16 protein-coding genes are annotated in these 18,721 nt (G+C 41.8%); 4 read left to right on the top strand and 12 right to left on the bottom strand.

From position 1 onward, the window contains the following. Nucleotides 1-17: 17 nt before the first annotated feature. Nucleotides 18-455: a hypothetical protein gene (locus M9194_RS14870; protein ID WP_250613472.1), complete on the bottom strand. Its 438-nt coding sequence runs from the start codon at nt 453-455 to the stop codon at nt 18-20. 614 nt (nt 456-1,069) lie between these two features. On the opposite strand from M9194_RS14870, the gene M9194_RS14865 reads away from it, so the two are divergent. Together M9194_RS14865 and M9194_RS14860 are read left to right on the top strand one after the other, a co-directional pair. After that, nucleotides 1,070-1,678, top strand: coding sequence for a winged helix-turn-helix domain-containing protein (locus M9194_RS14865; protein WP_250613471.1), 609 nt, complete (start codon nt 1,070-1,072; stop codon nt 1,676-1,678). Next, complete coding sequence (locus M9194_RS14860; protein WP_250613522.1) at nt 1,650-2,111, top strand: hypothetical protein; 462 nt, start codon at nt 1,650-1,652, stop codon at nt 2,109-2,111. The genes M9194_RS14865 and M9194_RS14860 overlap by 29 nt, the downstream gene beginning before the upstream one ends. A 162-nt stretch (nt 2,112-2,273) precedes the next feature. Here M9194_RS14860 and M9194_RS14855 read toward each other — a convergent pair whose 3' ends face one another. The 5 genes from M9194_RS14855 to M9194_RS14835 form a co-directional block, all read right to left on the bottom strand. After that, nucleotides 2,274-8,468, bottom strand: a complete 6,195-nt coding sequence (locus tag M9194_RS14855; RefSeq protein WP_250613470.1) for an Ig-like domain-containing protein — start codon at nt 8,466-8,468, stop codon at nt 2,274-2,276. Nucleotides 8,469-8,884: 416 nt separating this feature from the next. Further along, a complete protein-coding gene (locus tag M9194_RS14850) occupies nt 8,885-9,502 on the bottom strand; it encodes a hypothetical protein (RefSeq protein WP_250613469.1) in 618 nt (205 codons plus the stop codon). A gap of 108 nt (nt 9,503-9,610) precedes the next feature. After that, nucleotides 9,611-10,768 carry a hypothetical protein gene (locus M9194_RS14845; protein ID WP_250613468.1) on the bottom strand — a complete coding sequence of 386 codons (1,158 nt, stop codon included), beginning with the start codon at nt 10,766-10,768 and terminating at the stop codon, nt 9,611-9,613. Beyond that, nucleotides 10,761-11,450, bottom strand: a complete 690-nt coding sequence (locus M9194_RS14840) for a sialate O-acetylesterase (protein ID WP_250613467.1) — start codon at nt 11,448-11,450, stop codon at nt 10,761-10,763. Before M9194_RS14840 ends, M9194_RS14845 begins: the two co-directional genes overlap by 8 nt. Beyond that, nucleotides 11,447-12,613: an NAD(P)H-dependent oxidoreductase gene (locus M9194_RS14835; RefSeq protein WP_250613466.1), complete on the bottom strand. Its 1,167-nt coding sequence runs from the start codon at nt 12,611-12,613 to the stop codon at nt 11,447-11,449. The genes M9194_RS14840 and M9194_RS14835 overlap by 4 nt, the downstream gene beginning before the upstream one ends. 115 nt (nt 12,614-12,728) lie before the next feature. Here M9194_RS14835 and M9194_RS14830 point away from each other — a divergent pair, with 115 nt between their 5' ends. Next, nucleotides 12,729-13,040, top strand: coding sequence for an ArsR/SmtB family transcription factor (locus M9194_RS14830; protein WP_250613465.1), 312 nt, complete (start codon nt 12,729-12,731; stop codon nt 13,038-13,040). A gap of 56 nt (nt 13,041-13,096) precedes the next feature. On the opposite strand, the gene M9194_RS14825 is transcribed toward M9194_RS14830, so the two are convergent. The 3 genes from M9194_RS14825 to M9194_RS14815 form a co-directional block, all read right to left on the bottom strand. After that, nucleotides 13,097-14,548: a hypothetical protein gene (locus M9194_RS14825; protein WP_250613464.1), complete on the bottom strand. Its 1,452-nt coding sequence runs from the start codon at nt 14,546-14,548 to the stop codon at nt 13,097-13,099. 52 nt (nt 14,549-14,600) lie between these two features. Continuing rightward, the gene (locus M9194_RS14820) at nt 14,601-15,101 is read right to left on the bottom strand and encodes a hypothetical protein (RefSeq protein WP_250613463.1); all 501 of its coding nucleotides are present in this window, start codon (nt 15,099-15,101) and stop codon (nt 14,601-14,603) included. A gap of 302 nt (nt 15,102-15,403) precedes the next feature. Beyond that, on the bottom strand, nt 15,404-15,862 hold the full coding sequence (locus M9194_RS14815; protein WP_250613462.1) for a GNAT family N-acetyltransferase: 459 nt from the start codon (nt 15,860-15,862) through the stop codon (nt 15,404-15,406). Between the two features lie 146 nt (nt 15,863-16,008). Between M9194_RS14815 and M9194_RS14810 the strand changes: the two genes are divergently transcribed. Beyond that, nucleotides 16,009-16,293, top strand: coding sequence for a DUF1496 domain-containing protein (locus M9194_RS14810; RefSeq protein WP_250613461.1), 285 nt, complete (start codon nt 16,009-16,011; stop codon nt 16,291-16,293). A 21-nt stretch (nt 16,294-16,314) separates the two neighbouring features. On the opposite strand, the gene M9194_RS14805 is transcribed toward M9194_RS14810, so the two are convergent. The 3 genes from M9194_RS14805 to M9194_RS14795 form a co-directional block, all read right to left on the bottom strand. Next, nucleotides 16,315-17,112, bottom strand: a complete 798-nt coding sequence (locus M9194_RS14805) for a substrate-binding periplasmic protein (RefSeq protein ID WP_250613460.1) — start codon at nt 17,110-17,112, stop codon at nt 16,315-16,317. A 112-nt stretch (nt 17,113-17,224) separates the two neighbouring features. Then, nucleotides 17,225-17,998, bottom strand: coding sequence for a substrate-binding periplasmic protein (locus M9194_RS14800; protein ID WP_250613459.1), 774 nt, complete (start codon nt 17,996-17,998; stop codon nt 17,225-17,227). Between the two features lie 121 nt (nt 17,999-18,119). Beyond that, on the bottom strand, nt 18,120-18,395 hold the full coding sequence (locus M9194_RS14795; RefSeq protein WP_250613458.1) for a hypothetical protein: 276 nt from the start codon (nt 18,393-18,395) through the stop codon (nt 18,120-18,122). Between the last annotated feature and the right edge of the window lie 326 nt (nt 18,396-18,721).

Raw genomic sequence — 18,721 nt, 5'->3', positions numbered from 1 at the left:
AGGAATGAATACCACGCTTAAAACGCTAAACTCTTACCAAGCTCTCCGTCCAGCTTGGTCAAATAAGGCTGAGCATGAGCTTTTCTTACATAATTACGACGTAGGAATGAACCCATTTGGTTTATCGAAAATGGTTTCATTAATAAAGGGGCTTGTCTAATTTCAAGTTCGTGACTATAGCTACCGATTAATAGCAGTATATGATTCTCTGCAAAGTAATCACTCTTGCTACAATAATTCAGCAACACTGATTTTTCCGCCTCAGATAAAACCTTACTATCGATATCAAAAAGAATAAGATTGGGTTTAATACCATCGCGCTTTAGCTGCTCGAGTACAATTAAAGAGTCAGCATGGCGGCATTCTTCAATCTCATATCTCGTAAACAAGTAGCTAATAGTCGTTCTTGCCTCATGGCAGCTATACGGACAGTCACTGATAATTAATATATTCACAATTGTTCTCTCATTTAATAAAAAATAGGCTTGATCCACATATAACCAATCAAGCCTAGGAAAAAGAATTGCTTTAAGTAAATTTCACTTGGATTACTATCGCAAAGTGAAAAAGGATTATTACAAAAGAGACTAAAGTTTAACCACTACAACAACCAAAGCTCACTGATTAAACTTCATTAAAAATAAATCAAACACAACCGATTGAATAACATATAGAAAAATAAGTTTTTCAACCAAGCCCACATAGGAAGATCCAAATTCTATCCTATCAGCTCTAATAAATGCCCAAAGTGCTTGCTTATCAATCCACTACAAGATTAAAAAAGTTTAATGATACTTTTTTAATAAAAATAACTTATTGATATTATGAAATTTTTTCACATATTAAGAATTTTGAGAAACAACAACCGTTCTAACACATTGTTTGTCGAATACGTTAACTTTATGATTCCACTTGTGAGACCATAAGATTGCTTTCTAATTCTATGGTTTATGCCTCATTCCAATGTCTACCACTACTTGAGAAATTGAGGAATACACAACCATCGTATATATTTTTAACAATACCTTAGAATGACCGCACCCCCACATGAGCAAAACAACAACTTAATATGATCGTTATCAACTCTCGTTACAGCTTTGACTCTGGAACCATCACAGACTTAAACACCAACCACCAATATGAGCTGGGGACGAACGAGTCCGAGCTCTTAAGATACTTTTTAGATCACCCAGGAGACATACTGAGCAAGGAACAGCTTATTGAGAATGTATGGACCAAACGAGGTACCGTTGTCGAAGAAGGCAGCTTAATGACCGCTATTTCGCTATTAAGAAAATCCCTTGGTGACAATAAGGGCGATATTATTAAGACAATGCGAGGCAAGGGCTACCTGTTTGTTGGGAGTGTTGAACACGAATTAGCTAGCGAAACAAGTAGCCGTATCCCGAGCGTCAATATCCTTAAATATATCAGTGTGTTCGTTGTTTTACTTATCGGCTCTTATTTTTTAAGCGAAAAGCTACATAAAAAAATAATGAGTGGCAGTGAACTATTAAGTGGCACGTTCGAGGAATGTTACTATATTGACCCCACAGGAAAAAAGTTTATCTATGAACATCCAAGTATCTATAAAAATGACAAAATAAGCATCCTCATTTCATCCAATAATCATTCGATAAGCTATCCAAATGAATTTAAAGAAATTATTTGCAAATAAACCAATACTATTAGCTTCGGCTCTTTCTGGAGCCTTGGTGGGTACGTTATTGTCCTTTTATACATCAGATAAGCTATCACTATCTGTGAAATCTGATACCAAGCTATTGATCTTGTACGGTTACAACAAAGAAAATGTGTTACCCATCGATCAGTACTCCCAATTAGTATTATCGAGAAGCGGTGAAATGAACTACTACATGATAGTCAATGGCGTCGGATACTCAGTAATAGGTAACTACACTCTAGACGACTCTACTCTGCGTATGACCGTAAAAGAGCACGAGAAAATCCTACCAAATCGTGACTTAGTGTTATTTGAAAGAGTGATTGTGACTAAAGGAAGCCATCCGAAAAAAGCTGAGCTGTATTCCACAGACCATGGGATTATTTCATTTACTAAACAAGCCGCTAGGCTTTATGAGAAGATGTAATTTTTGGCATGGATACCCTCAAGTAGTCACTGCTGTAATACACTATGATCAACATCATTCATATGTTATTCGTTGAAGTGCATTATCTAATGGTAGAGAAAGAAGCCAAAGTGACACACTAAATTATCTCTTTGGCTTCTAAGTACACTAAAAAGCTACCTTTTACTGCGGCGAAACACAACTAAATGTCCCTGACAACGAAGCGCTAGCCGTACAACTGCTGAGAATGTTCCCGTCGAAGCGAATAGAAGTAGAGTGTACACCACTGCATTGTGGATTATCAGTTTCATAATGAATATACGCTCTATCAGGGAAACCAAATTTCTGGAAGTCGATAGGCTGCCCATCTATTGTGCCGTTAGTCCATATTTCGACAAACGAAGCAGCCCCACTTTCTGAAGCCATGCTTTGCCAATTATCTCTTCCTGCGTAATTGTTTACCGAGAGATAGTCACAATACTGATTAAACAGCTGAGCCAAATCATCTCCCTCAGTTGCTCTAGCAACTGGATATATGGCATTACCAAACTCTATGTCTTCTCCGTTAGGATTGATTGAAGCCATATCTAGCTGTGATTTTGTTGCTGGACAAGCAACTTTATAACCGCCATCAATCTCTATTGCATTATTCCCGTTGGTGTTACATATATCAATTGGAGCTGCTTGAGACCACACATGGGCTTGAACATAAGACGTAAATCCACCATATTCTGCTTTGACCCACCCAGTTTGTCCGCTTCCTGAAACACGACTTCCAGCGGTTGCTATTCCGGTCGCTTTGTCAACATTCGTAATGAAAGAGCCATCTACACTTAAAATTGTCTCAGGATCATTCGTGACATCAACTGCAATGTCAGGATCCGAGTTATAATATGCATACACTCTGTATGGGGTTAAGCTAGCAGAGTTTTGGGTAATTACCTGTCCATCTGGCGTTAATTCCAATCGCTCTACCACTGGAGTCATTGCATTCACTGCCACATTCGCCTTGTTAGATTGGTGGCTCCCAATCACTGCCGTCGCATAATCGCTTCCAGCTGTCACTCCTTGTATCACGCCATTTTTTAAATATAGCCCGTATCCATTGTCGAATGATATATTAGACAGGCTCGTGGACACGTCTAGGAGCTTACCCGAGAACGTTTCCACGCTTGCTTTTGCTCGCGTATAAGCTCCTTGTGTTACTGTAATGTCATCAAGCGTAAACGTATTCCAATCAATCTGATCTTCTACCATCACTTGTGCTGGTGTGACAGGTACTCCACTAGCATGAGTCGCCATGATACTAGTTGTTCCAGATGCGATACCTGTAACTACGCCGTCAGAAGCTATAGTCGCGACACTGGAATCACCGCTACTCCATGCAACACTATCGGTGATATTAAGAGTCGATTTATCCATATAGTGACCCGTAGCAGTATATTGCTGAGTTAAGCCCGCCCCAACAGTGGACTGAGTTGGTGAAATAACGATGTGCTTTAGATCTGTATTCGCAACCACTGACACAACTAATGGTAAATCTCCCCATGTACTTCCTAGCTTAGCTGTTACTGCGGCATCGAGGTGCGAAGTCGCAATTGCTGTTAGCAAGCCAGTCTCATCAACACTAACAAAAGGATCATGTCCCCACTCCACCATACTCGTCGCGTTTAATATCGTACCATCGGACAGTTCCAGTTCAGCTTCAAGCTGGTGTGATTCACCCACTTTTAGTGTCAAGGGCCCTGCAGGAATAATCCGTAAGCTGCTCACAGTGGCATCTAACACATGAACAATGGCGCGACCAGATACTTGAGAATTCGGCTCGGTCACCGTTATTGTCACGGGTGTATTTGGAGCCGCAGAGTTACTGACACTGACAATACCATCTACCACTGTCACTTCCGGGTTGGTTGAAACCCAGTCGAGACTGGTGTTATCCAAAGTAGCAGTGCTGCCATCATTGTAGTGGCCGGTCACCTGATATGCAGAACTGCTTGTCCCAAGTGGTAAGGTTTGAGAGGCTGGCGTCAGGGTTATCGAGTCTAACGTTGCATTCGTCGTCGTCACAGTCAGTGTTGCCGTTTTTCCTAAGTAAGGTACAGTAAGTGTCGCAGTACCCGTAGCAGTGCCTGCCACTATCGTATCGGTATCTGATGTAGATTTATAGGCCACCGTTGAGCTTGTTGATTGCCAACTACTTGGAGCAATCATGCTTGTTACGTTCGTTTCTGATGTATCAGATAACGTTGCAATCACACTCACGCGCTGCATGTCTGTAACCGGTAAACTTAATGTTGACGGCTCCACTCTCAAGCTCTGAACCGTCAATGGTACTTCTTCAACAGTCACATATGCTTTGCTTGTAACCATTTGACTGCCTACTGTCGTTGTACTAGTAATGGTGGCATCACCTTTCGCTACCCCTGTGATAGTGTCCCCATTGACTGTCACTGCGGCAGAATTACTGCCAAATGTAGTGCTTCCAGTGATATCACTTTGCGTTCCATCTGAAAAATATCCGGTTGCAATGTAGCTCTTCTGCGCACCAACACCTAGTCGGCTAAGTCCAGGAGACAATGCCACTCGCTCCAATATTTCGTCCGTAACGTCTAAAGTACCGACGCCTGAAACCCCACCTAGTTGAGCCGTTACATTAACCGTACTCGAGCTTACTTTCTGAGTTAAAAGCTCACCTGCTTGTGTACCATGGCTGAAAATGGTTGCAACGGTGTTACCTCCAGTATCCTGACTAACTTGCCAGTCCACCATGCTAGTAACATCTAAGCTCGCTCCATTATCCATGTTCGCCAATGCTTGATAACGCTGAGTTGCACCATTAACTAAATCTAAATCTGCTGGCACCACATCAATGGACATCACATCCATTGGGGTCTGACCTACCGTTAATGACGCACTGTTTCCCTGCAGTCCGTACGATGCAGTCACCATCACAGGGCCACCATCAGCCACTGCAGTTACTATCCCTTTATCGCTTAAAGTTACTACGCTATCCGTTGTATCGTCATCTGTCCAGGCAACCTGGCTTGTAAGATCAAGCGTACTTCCATTGTCGTAATGACCTATCGCTTGCATTTGCTGGCTTAGGCCTACTAAAGGGATATCAGACGATGACGGTAGTACCTCTATACGGTCTAGAGATTTGCCATTCACGGTGACAGTTAAGCTGTCACTTTGACCGCCAAAAGAAGCAGTGACAACCTGCCCCAATGAATCGAGTGCAACCCCTTCAACAGTACCGTTGTCTGACACAACAACTTTAGACAAGTCACTAGTAGACCAACTTAATAGCGATGGTAAATTCGTATTACGAGTCCGCCCCTGTGAGTCAATGTATGTTACATTGACGCTAAGTGAGTATTCTGTATTAATTGGTAAATCCAGCCCAGGCTCAATGATATCAACCTTAGTTACGGTAACAATATCTGAGCTTCCGCTTTGTATCATTACTGGAGCTGGTACTGAATCAACCCCTGAGAATGTAGCGGTTACTTTAGTCTGTCCTGGAGCCAAACCAACAAGTAAACCATCAGTGTTAATACTGGCTAAAGAGCTATCATCCGTTACCCAGCTTGCTTGAGCCGTTAAATTAGCTTGGCTTTTATCCGAATAGTAGCCCGTTGCTGTGTATTGCAACGCTTCACCCAAACTCACGGTGCGAGACATAGGTGATACAAGGATACGCTCTAATTTAGCATCGGTCACTTCAACTGAAGAACGCCCCTCGATATTTCCATTTGCGGTTGTGAGCTCAGCATAAACATCAACACCGGTTGTCACCTCTTCACCTTGGATAAGACCTGGCAACACCACAGAAACATCTGAAGGCTTGTCACTGCTCCAGCTCACTACGGACGTTACATCGATCTGTTGACCACCATCCAGCGTTGCTAACGCTTGTAGTGCTTTTCGCTCTCCTTTAACCAAGCTTACATTTCCAGGCAGAACATCAATGGCTTTCACAGTTTGTGTAGGAACATAAACTTGCGCAGAGGCTACTAAACTCGTGTCATATAAATTGATTGCGGTGATCGTTGCTCCCGCACTATTTGAGTTCACCGCTGTAATTTGACCAGTACTCGACACCATTACGCTACTAGAATCACTGACCCAGCTAAAATCCGCATTTGACATCTGAACTTCTTGCCCATCTCCATAAACACCGAATATTGACAAAGTCATACTACTGCCTACTGGTAACATTTGAGAACTAGGAGACAGGCGAACTCGCTTCAGTTCAGCACTCTCTACTTTTATCTGGACAGGTTGTGAAATTAAACTATTGAGAGATGATGTAACAGATACATCCCCAGTACCGATAGCACGATATAATCCCGATACACCATTAACCTCGACAAGCCTGCCTGGTGGCGTAATAACCAATGACGCTTGTGCGGTCACGTCGTACACATCGTTATCGGTCATCGTCGCTTCAGAGGTAAATTGCACTAATCCACCTAGAGGCACAGTCGCTAAATCAGACTGAAGTGACAATGAGGTTGCATCACCCAAGGTCCCTTCCACTTCGTAAATGGCAGGTATCACCGACGTTTTTGTTACACCATTCAACGTCGCCTCAACGGATATACGAGCTCTGCCTAAGGCAAGAGCAGTAGCAACTCCGCTAGTAGGATCAACTGAGACGATCCCAGTTGCATTTGAATTCCAGTTGACATTCGCTAGAGCAACGATCGACCCATCACTCAACAACCCTTTTGCTAAGAATGTATGACTACCACCCACTGGTGTGCGTACTGCCATTGGTTTAACTAACACCTGTTGAAGCACTGCTGGATTAATAGCTAACGTTGTGGAGTCTGAATAAGTCGAAAAACTTGCCGATACGGTTACCGATGAAGCACTCACTCCCGTCAATATCTGCAGCTCTCCAGCTTGAGCATTTCCACTTCCAATTATAACGTTACTGTCTCCAGCAACCTGCCAATCTACTAGACTTGTTATATCTGATTGTTGGCCATCATCCAACGTGGCAATCGCCTGATAACGTAACGTATCACCTATATGGGCACTGGCAGATTTGGGTGTAATCTCAATAGATTGAATTTGTCCAAGAAAACCGTCAACAACAATGGTAGCTGTGCCGACAAGCTGACTACCGGCCGAATCGAGTGCTTCGATAACAATGCCCTGACCTTCCGCTAATGCGCTGATTTGACCCTTGCTATTTAAATTATCAACACTAACAATCTTATCATCACTGCTCGACCACTGAACCTGATCAGTCAGATCTTCTACCGTACCATTGTCATAAAAACCCTGAGCTTTCAGCTGTGTTCGCTCACCGACATGCGTGCCAACAGTACTAGGTAGGATTACAATATTCTGTAAAGTTTTGTCAGTAACGTTAATGGCTACACTATCTGAAGCTTTATCGGATCCAACACTAAGCTCCGCCGTGACTGGTACAGGTGAACCTTGAGTTTGCAGGATTCCCATTACTTGACCATATGGGTCCACAGTTACCTTGCTAGTATCAGATGATGTCCAAACAGCAAGATCTGTGACATCCAATTGCGTTATCTGGTTTTGGGAATCTTTAACACTAGCCATAGCTGTCAATGGAAGAACTCCATTTATCGGCACGCTTTGATCATCACCCCCTGTTATCTCGATATCCATAACTTGAACAAGTTCGATCACCTTTAACTTTGCGCTAGTCAAAAGTTGGGAGCTTGAATTCTTTTTCAAAACAGGGGCTGGAGATATAAATGATACACTAACGTCAACGTCTCCTGACGTTTTTGCATCAAGAACACCTTGCTGATCTATCGTTGCAATATTTGTATCGCTCACTGACCATTGCACACCATCAGAAACTGGATAAGAAAACTGAACCCCATCAATTAAATATTCCAATTCAGCTTGGTAAATGGTTTGATAACCTGCTGGAAATTCTTGGAATTGTGGCGAAATGGACACCTGCACGACTTCTCCATCTACAACCTTCATCGGATGCATAGATGAAATACCTTCGAAGGCAACGGTCACTTCCGCCTCTCCAACGTGATTGGCAGTGATGCTCCCATCTTTAACTGATAACACAGACTCATCAGAAGAAGACCATGACGAGTCATCGGTCACATCCTTAACGTAACCGCCTTCATATACAGCTACAGCGCGAAGAGGTGTAGTCAAACCTTGAGGAATAATGTCATGTGTGGTTTCTAGATGTAACGCCTGTAGTACCAAATCTCCCTGACGATTGCCATCATTGTCACCAGACGACGCTGGAGGACTATCATCTCCCCCACAGCCACTGAGTAACGCGACCAACATACTAAAAAGAGCATGTCTTAAGTAATATAAATAGTTACGTGGTTTTCTCTTGTTCATCATTTTCATACAGCTAACAGTTACAATTTTCCATCTCATTGGATAGAACCTGCGGAGGTATAAAACGATCGCTGAACTCGAGTACACGGTTATTTAAAACTACCGGGGGCAATAGAGTTACTGCGATCTTGTTCCCTCAAAAAAGCGCCATGATATACGCAGTACAGAAAATGAATAGGGGGCCAAAAACCATAGAACACCAATAATAATATTTACGATTTAATATCAATAAGATAAATAACATCATTAAGGTTGAATCATGTTTCTTAACGGGAACATTCGTACAAAATACGAACATTTAATGCGAACCGAATGGACTCACCTAACAAAAATATGTTTAGGTGCAAAGCGTCCTACAGAGATAAAACTAAACAATACTTTTGCCATAGACGACGTCTATTTCGAGCAGTCAATCTATCCTATTGGGCGGCATGAGGTCGTATCCAACTCGACAAAGAACAGCTCTCGGATTGTTGCAGTGCAATTTTCGCCATTTCTAACTCCATGGCATCGCTTCTGATGTAGAAATAGTCTGCATCTGTTTCAATCTGTATGTCATAAGGCAGGCACTGATATTGTTTTGTCAGTCTTGGATTTCGACCTGCATAAAACTGAATTTGATAAAGCCTGTTATCTTTTTTTGGCTGGCGTTCATTTCCACCAATTAACTCACAGGCTTTTGGGCCTTGTGTGAACTGAGCCTGCACTATTCCGTTGGTGTAAATATGAGTAAGGCTCGCCTTATCAAGGTTTTGACATAGTGTTGAAATGGAATAGACCACGTAATTGGTAAAATCACATTTTTCATCCAATAGGTAGAGTGTTTCTCCAGACTCAGGAGAATTTTTTTCTTCGGAAACACAGGTTTCCTCCTTCTTTACCTCCTTTCCCATTGCATGGCTTAACGCGATTAAATCATCTACCTTTATACTCGCCACGCCCACAGTTGGGCGTGGGTTTGAAGATAGGCTTTGATTTGCATAAAAAACAAACAAAAATAGGGGAAGATAAAAAATACGGCTGACTATTGGCTTCATATTTGGTATCCAACAAATTTGATTAATCCATATCATTTGTCGAAAAATAATACGATACTTAGTTAAACTCTCCTTATTTAACTTCATCAATACTGATTTAGTCCCATGCTAAGAAAACTCAATGATTAAAGACGATATCAATGCAACCAAAGTGAAGCATACGAGGAGAGTAACAATATACAACTGGCTCGACGCCAACAAACCAACACCGATGGCAAGCGGTATTAACGCCCGAGAAAAATTCAATACACCAGAGTAAAAGCCGTTGAAAAAAGAAAAGGATGCTTTGAATACTTCATTAATTAATACAGGTTTAGCGATGGTTGAAATGCCTAATCCCGCCCCAAAAAACAGTGAGAACAATGGCATAAGGTAAATATTCACATAAAGGGCGTAGAATAATGCCAAAGCACCAACAAGCATCAGTACTGAAGATAGCAAGGTCATACTGACCCCAGACATGCCTTTCCACAATATGATAAATAATCTACCAACCACTTGCGCAACACCAATGATAGCAAATGAAAACAAAATATAGTCTAGATGCTCTCCCGGGCGATTCAGCGATGTGAATATTTCAAAGAATACTAGAGTCTGTATTATCCCTTGTGAAGAAAATATCAGCGTCATCCAAAGCGCACATCGACTAAACAAGCTTTTGTAGTTGGGCTTTTCTTGCAACACGTTGGTACTGTGAGTGGCACTTTTCCTTAAGGCAGTCATATAGCCAATAAAGAACAGTAATAACAATGCGATAATAATGACATTAGACTCAAGCCACGCAAATTTACTATACACAGGAGCCAGTACAAGATAAGAAAATGTGCTGGCAAATCCACTGACCAAGGTAAGACCAATCACTTGTTTGTTAAATCCTTTTTCGTCGTAGCCTACTTCTTTAAATCTAGCAATGACGGGATCCATAAACAGAAAAGATAAACTGAACCCAACAATGATGCTTATCAAAATGAGCATGTTGCCACGGTAAAACTCGCCAAGTAGCAGAAAAGCAATAAACGAAAGGGCAAACCCAACCCCACTACCGAACCGAGTCCCCACTCGGTTAAATATCCAACCAGAAAGAACCGAACCTATTCCCCACGAAAGTAGCAACGCAATCAACGACCACTGGTAATCGTTCGCCAATCGCCCATCAATGGTAGTGACTGAAACGGTGCCATAGACGATGGGCCAAGCGTAAAATAGGATAGCTGGCAACACCAGCTGTCCTAAATTTAGCACCAGTAGATGACGCCGACTAATCATCTTTAGCCCCTAAATAGGCTTGAAAATACCGAGCCCCCAACTCACGTAAAGATTGAGCATTAAAATGCACATTATCGGCATTGGCCGTTAGGCCTTCAGAGCTTGCAAGTTGATAACCCGGCACTTTACCGACTAAAGAAGCCAAAGCCAAGTTGACACGATCGGCATATTGAAACCTATTTGGCTGCTTCAAAAATTGAGGGAGCTCTCCAGCAATAAAGGCTAAGTTGGGAATCTCTAAATCTCTTCTTAACTTATTGATCAGAAAAGCGAGCTTATCTGCATACCCTTCGGCTTTCTCCAACGTGCCGCTATTACTTTCTCCTTGGTGCCACAGCACTCCACGCAACGTTCCGTTTGATTTTGATAACTTGGCGCAGTTCAAAGCTTGATCGTAAAGTGGTCCCTCTAGCCACTCGTCAATGTTGGTACTACCCACCGCACAAGGAATAAGAGATACATGACTTTCAGGGTGATAAGAGCGCCAATGCTGGGCAAAACTCATTGCCAGCCCCACTCCCGCCTCTGAGCTGTCGTGATGCAAAGGCTCTTCAGCCACGCGCCAAGCCCCCTCTTCCAACACTGATATATTTGAATCAGCAATAGGTTCCACTTCACTCTGTAGCCCTCTACCAGCCATATTGGATTGCCCCATTAAGAGAAATATGTCTTTGTTGATCATTTGCTTAAACTCCTCTTTGCACTTTGGAAAGTAATGTGAGGGCGAGGCTCATCGTCATCATATTGTGGAGTTTCACTCCAACGATTGAGTAGAGTTGGTAAGGCATTTCTAAGCAACAAAGTCATGCGAAATAGCTCTTCCATCACATCAATAACTCGGTTTCGATAAGAGGTATCTTTTAGCGTGCCATCTTCATGAAACTGCTTGTAGGCTGTCGGAAGAGAAGATTGATTTGGGATGGTATAAGTGCGCATCCAACGGCCAAGCACTCGCATTTGGTTTACAGCGTTAAACGATTGAGAGCCACCAGAAATTTGCATCAGCGCAACCACTTTGCCTTGCGAGGTACGCTTTGCGTCCACCGTCAACGGTAACCAATCGATCAAATTCTTAAACGTTGCTGACATCGCGCCATGGATCTCAGGGGAAATCCAAACCATAGCATCTGACCAACTTACCGCGTCTCTTAGTTCAATCACTGACTTGGGTAACTGACTTTCATCCTTACTTTGGGTCAAACTTGTATCGGCCAATGGAATGTCATTGGGCGCAAAAATACGAGTTTCCGCACCAAAACCTGCTATTATTTTCGCCGCTTCATTGGCCAATTTGCGGCTATATGAGCCTTCTCGTGTAGAGCCATAAAGAAACAAAACCTTGGGTTTAGTACGGATGATGTTTTCTTCACAACAAAAAAGTTGGTCCAACGTGTCTTCGACAGAATGTTTAGGTAGTGCTCTGACTAAGTCCATATGAACCATGCGCATTGGTTTAGTATCAATAGTGCTTACAAAATCAACATCTGTTAGCTCTTTTGCACCACAAGCCGCAAACAAAGCCACGTCTTGCTCTAGAACAGACAAGGTCACGCTTCTGACTTCTTCCTCCCGTAACTTACTTTTCATATCTTTGATGACTTTGACGGCCACATCAGAGTCTCTGTAATCTTGATCTAGGTAGAACATGGATTGAGAAACCGTGGCATCTTGGTCTAATTCTATCCCCATAAAAGCCACAACACGGCCTTCTATTTCAGCCACTGTGGTAAGCCAAGAGCCTAGCTCATCACGGCTCACCTTCACCTCTATATCGAGATAGTGAGATAACAATTGACTGATCGATTCTGATTCTTCTAAGTAAGCATTTCTTAAACTAAGGTTCATGATTTTTTCCTCTTCCATCGTACTTGTACGATTTGTTTAATCGTAAAAATACGATTTAAGTTGTATGCTGTCAAGCACTATCGTAAAATAGCGATGAAAAAATTTGGAGGCGCTAATGGCAGAGGCAAAGAAAAATCAATTTAATCAAACTCATAATGACGTTTCTGATCTAGGAAAGGCGTTAAGCCACCCAGCCAGAGTGATGATCTTAGAGATACTTGCCCAGGAGAATCAATGTGTCGGCGACCTAGTAGAGCGCATTCCGCTCGCTCAATCCACCATATCCCAACACATCAAAGAGCTGAAAAAGCATGGCCTCATTCTCGCCGAGTCTAGGGGACAACAAAGCTTTTATTGCATCAACCATCCAAGATATCAACAACTTCAATTGGCGATGGCTCAGTTTTTTAACAAAAAAAGTGTATAGAGGAATACCCAAGCTGTGTGGAAACAGCATTGGGGAATTAGCAAAATTGTAGCGCTTTACTCTAGGTTTTCCTGCAGATACTCAATCCGTGCTTTCATCCGTTTCAAAATGGGTACAGCAATACTATCTGTATCCTCAATTCCCATGCTCTCACGCTGCTTTTCAGCGAATTCAATTAAGCGATCGATTTGCCCGACATCATAGTTCTTGATTTTACTGGATATATCCTGTGCTTCGTGCCTAAATCTAGTTAAAGATCGACTGTAAAACTCATTTCTATGGTGCTTGCCAAGTGTGGTGTCTGGTCCAATATTAAAAAAATTGCGTATAGCGTGGCCCATTCTCAGTAATCGGCTATTTTTGGTAATTGGAGAGAATCGCATTTCTCTCCCCATATCATCTGCGGTTTGAGGTGTCGGGGAATTCAGAAACTCAGCAAGACGTTCTATCGGAAAATTGGGCTGTTGATCTGTGCCATACTTATCCGCGATATAGTCATGATCAATTTTTCCATAGACCTGACGCCCATCAATCTCACACTTACCTATGTTTTTGGAATGTAAATCGTCTTCCTCCAGCAAGAATGCTGTGACAAGAATAGGAAGCATACCAGGCGTTGCGGCTGCATCACCGTCTTCCAGACAGGACTTATATTCTCTAAAACCTGGGAGCCCTTTTGAACATATACCGTCGATTTCACCATTTTCATTTTTCATAAACATCGAAGATGAAGCGCGATCGCCGATAAAACTTTGCCACAACATGGAATAGCACACCTCTGCGAGTGCTTTCTCCTTTGTCTCAGCCAGTTCTTCTGGTGACACAGAATCTGCAGAAGGAAAATTCTTGCCAAAATAATAGGTGTCGTCTTTCTTATATCGTGTCACTGCATGAGCGGATTGGCTTACATCCCCTCCGGTGTTTTTAAGTTGGCTCCTATCTATTAGATAAGAATCTTCTGCAATCTCTTCACCAATCGGTTTATTGGTTATTGGTGGCGCTTCTTCCGTCACCTCTGAGTTCATAACATATCGTCTCAAAGAAGAAGTATGCGAGTTACCTCCGTTGAGTAACTTGGCATCTTTAATGTGTTTGTCCGTCACTAAGCCTGAACCATCAATAACGGCTAGAAGAGCAGGCGACACTTTACCCTTCTTATACGTTTCTAAAAGCAAAGCTTGTCGATCGAGCAGTTCATTAAACTCCTCTCTCTCCAAACTGATTGCTCCCCTTCTATCACCGGAAGAACCTTGACTTGATCGGGGTGATGGCGTGTTTTGCATGAGGTATTTTTCTAAGAGTTGTGCTCGTTTTATCCCTGTCTCACCATGCCGATGATGAAAATTTGGATTAAATTTGGATCTTCTTAGTGCAGGGGGTTGGTTAAGATAATTTCGTATTGCCGTTAACGCACTGGCGGTTCCTAAGATTCTCTTATCACCACTTGAAACTTCTTCATTCACACTCTGGAAAGGAGCCCTAAATGACCCTGATACTACATTGTCCATGATCTTATCCTTAATCTAACTAACCTAAGTTCCTTGTGTACCGCTCGGGATCTCATGCTTTTCTATCTAATTCGAAAAAAGAGCGCTGAGGAGGCGTTAACGATGCATTATCAACGGTTTTGTCACCACTATTTGAGTCCAGTTGAGAATAGTAGATTAACTGTTGGTCCCACTCTTCTGCTTCTTCCATCAAAGACTCTACGGTTTCCAATAATGAGCCTTCAAGGAGATCAGAAGCCTTTATAGATTGGTAGACGGTGACATTATTCTCACCTGGTAGCACACCAGCGCCCACACCTCCCCTAAAAGGCTCTATCGCTTTTTCAGAAAAATACCGGAAGAAATCTGCTGACAAATTGTTTGGAATTTCGTTGTGCGTAGTAACAGACAACCTCAGTGTCATATTTTGTGTATCTTGGTAGGCGGCGAGAAACAACATACTCTCCTCATCGGTCGTACCCCCACTCCTTTCGTAGGTACAACTAAAGGTTCCAGTCTCATCGAAATGTGCCTCAATATTTAATTCAGCAAAAGCTTGTTCAAAAACATCCATAATTTTTGGTCATCTTTCAAAGTCATGAAATCCTATTGCACAGGAATTCGGCACTACTCTTCATGAAAAATGAATGAATTGAGCATCCTATGCAATAGAGCGCATTAACCTAATAGGTTGATAGTTTTCTATTTTTTTTCTATCAATATTTTCGATGACTTTATGGTTTTTGACATCACCTGACGCTATTGGGCATTAGTGCCATAACCATACTAATGCACGTTTACACCATCATTAGTAAAAATAGCAAGACGGTGGCGACCAGAAATATCGCCACAAGGTAAGGGTATCCAATAAGGAAGTTATTTCACCCAGATTTCGGATTGCGGCTGAAAACCTAACGATTGGTAGAAAGACATGGCTCGTGAGTTAAAGCTCATCACCTCCAAACGAACTTGATACGCCTTATTTTCTTGAGCCCAGGAATAACAATGATCCATCAAATGCTTGCCAATTCCCTTGCTTCTACAGTTTTCATCTACCACTATGGTACCAATACGACATATAGGTTGTTTACTCAAAAAAGGAATGGACTCATTAATATCAATTTTTGCTGAAATAAAACCCACAACGTGCTTTTCATCAACTGCAACACTGAATAGACGTTTTTCATCTAGCACAGCTTGCAGTAGAAACTCCTTTTCTTCCGCTGACGGAGAAACAAACACATCAGGCGCATTATCATAATGATATTGGCCTATTTGCCGATTCAATTCCAAAATCTCGTCAATATCAGCTACTGTGGCACTACGAACTATCACTCTATCTCCTTAATTCTTGTCTATAACTCGTTCTTCTCAAAACAAGAATTAGGACATAAAAAGAGTTCAGAATCGTCGATGTCGCTCACTAACTTTATGGTTATCTATGCTTAGAATAAAATCTGGTCAGGTCATAGAGGCTTTATATGCAACGAATCATAATAGGGATTGGTTTTGTGCTAATCAGCGGTATGTCCTTTGCCGAGGTAATTAGCTTGCCTCAGCACTCAGCGAGAAATGCCGTTGTCGTCAACGCGCAAAACATGAAGTCTCGTGTCTGTTACTATCAAGATCAGGCATATTCACTTGGTGCCATCTTACAGGTAGGTAAGTTTTATATGGTTTGCAATCCTGCCAATAAGTTTGAAACGAATGGTGCGCTAAAATGGGAAGCTTATGAGCCAAGTAGCGGCACTGACGATACCAAGTAGCACACGCATGCCTAAATTTATTCAAAATACCGTCATATTATGATTGTATTTTTCCATTAGTTTTTGAAACTCTGGTGTTGTTCGAAACTTATCTATTGCTTGTTGCAGACTCTCAACCAATTCAGGTGAAGTCTTTTTGTTGATCGCTAAGTAGTTGTCATTAAATGGAAACTTAAACACGATCTCAAATTGGTTTTTCGCAATACCCAGTGATTTAAAAATTTTCGCCGCGCCTTGTGCATTGTACGCCCAAAGGTCGATTCTTCCTTTTTCCAGCTGTTCTGCCAAGAGATCGCCACTATGAATTTTTATGATATTCTCTTCAGGTCCACCCAGAGCTTTCACTCGGTTTTCTAAGCTATCGCCTTTTATCACCCCAATACGGTAGTTATAAAGATCGCTTTTCTCTTTCACTTTGATATGACGATCTTTACGAGCCAATAATACGGAAGGCGTTCCTTTTACGATGGGGCCAGCCCAAAGAAAAAGTGACTCTCGAGAGGGCTTACGAGAGGTAGAAAATAGAACAACATTGGCGTCATTTTCAGCCATTCTGTAACCCCTTGCCCAAGGTAACAGCTTGATATCAGATGCGGTCAGTGCCGAGTTGGCTTGTTTTGCCGCTCCGAGCAAGACCTCAACAGCCAGACCAGTTAAATGACCATTGTCGTCTTTGTAATTGAGAGGTGGATAATCTTCTGTGACGAAAATAAGTTCACCCCATGGGTCCGTTTTTGGTAGTTCAGCTCTAGCGTTGAATTGGACACTTATTAAAACTGCAATAAAAATCAGAAGTGTCCATAGGTTGTTTGCTGACATAACCTTTCTCCTATTTAATGGCTCAACACTTCCAAAGTGTTTATTAAACAGATGCGGCCATTATTTAAACTCATACTAGCTATACAGATAGAAATTAGCTGCTTGATTTAGTTCATTGATATTTAGATAAAATATTTTTATATTCTTTGGTTTTCTTAAACTTGTCTAACGCCTGCTGTATATTAATAATTACCGCTCTAGACGTATGTTTGTTCGCAGCAATATAGTTATCATTAAATTTGAACTGATAAACATGTTCAAAGTTATTGTTCGCTAATCCAAACTTTTGGAATATCTTCTCAGCCCCTGAAGGGTTATATGCCCATAAATCAATATCATGACGATTAAGCTGCTTAGCCAATTCTTCAGGGCTGTGCGACTTGACTAATGCACTCTCTGGCACGCCCAACGAAACTAACCTCTTTTGTAAACTATCACCACGTACCACACCGATTCGGTAGTTCAATAAATCGCTTGGGGCCTTTATCTTTATCTGGCTCGTTTTACGAGCAAAAAGCACTGACGGAGACCCTTTGGAAAGTGGTCCGATCCACTCGAACAATGTCTCTCTCTCGGGTTTTCGCGATGTAGTAAATAGCAAAGTGTCTTCCATATTTAAGGCCATTTTGTAACCACGAGCCCAAGGAAGTACCACAATATGATCGCGACTAAGCTTAGAACCCGCCAGCTTTGCAGCGCCCAAAATAACCTCTACGGACAACCCAGTAAGCTGACCTTGGTCATCCACATAATTGTGTGGCGGATACTCCTCTGTCACAAACGCTACCTGACCCCAAGGGTCCGAACTTGGTAAAGGCTCACTCCCAATTGAGAGTGACAACGTAGTTAACATGAGTGTAAGAAATAGCATCCCTACTTTTTGCATGCACATCATAGTAACCTGATTATTTTTTAAATAAGCATGGCTGATGGGCGTAATATGTTCAAGGCAGCGATTTGGAGGGGGAACGCTATTTCTAGCAAGACATTAATAACACAAGCGTTAATTAGTATATTTCTTTTTCTACATCACATTGAATATCAAATAACTCTAAACATTGAACGCCAGTAATGAGTTCTACTGCTTCAAGATCTTGTCTAATACTCTCAAGTTTAGAAGGTGCTGATTTACCAACGATCTTAACCGTTAAAACATCTGGAACATCGGGGTAAACCGAATTATGCGCATTCGCTAGCTGGGAAAGGTAGTTGCTGGTTGGAGAATAGTCGGCATATATGGTCAATACACCAGTATCATGATTTAACTTACTACTTTGATTCATATTGGGCGAGCACCAACTCGAATTTCAATCTTATTTAATATTTGAATGAGTTATACCTACAATTGCTCATTTTACTATCAAAATCAGGTAATAAGTGTGTCAAAAATAGTATGTCGTTCTGTGGTTAATGATTAACCTGTCTGTACATCGATGTTCAGTTAGTGTAGCGACTAATCATTTATACCCAAATCACCTCAACCAGACTCCGTCTATTAGACCAATATTAAAAACGAATAATAATTTGACATAAATCACTAAAATAAATAAACATAGTTTCATATAAAGTAGGCCGCTTATCGATAAAAATTGATCGATAATTTTCAATG

It is taken from the genome of Vibrio sinus, assembly GCF_023634645.1.
GTDB lineage: Bacteria > Pseudomonadota > Gammaproteobacteria > Enterobacterales > Vibrionaceae > Vibrio > Vibrio sinus.
This window is presented reverse-complemented; position numbering and strand designations above follow the sequence as displayed.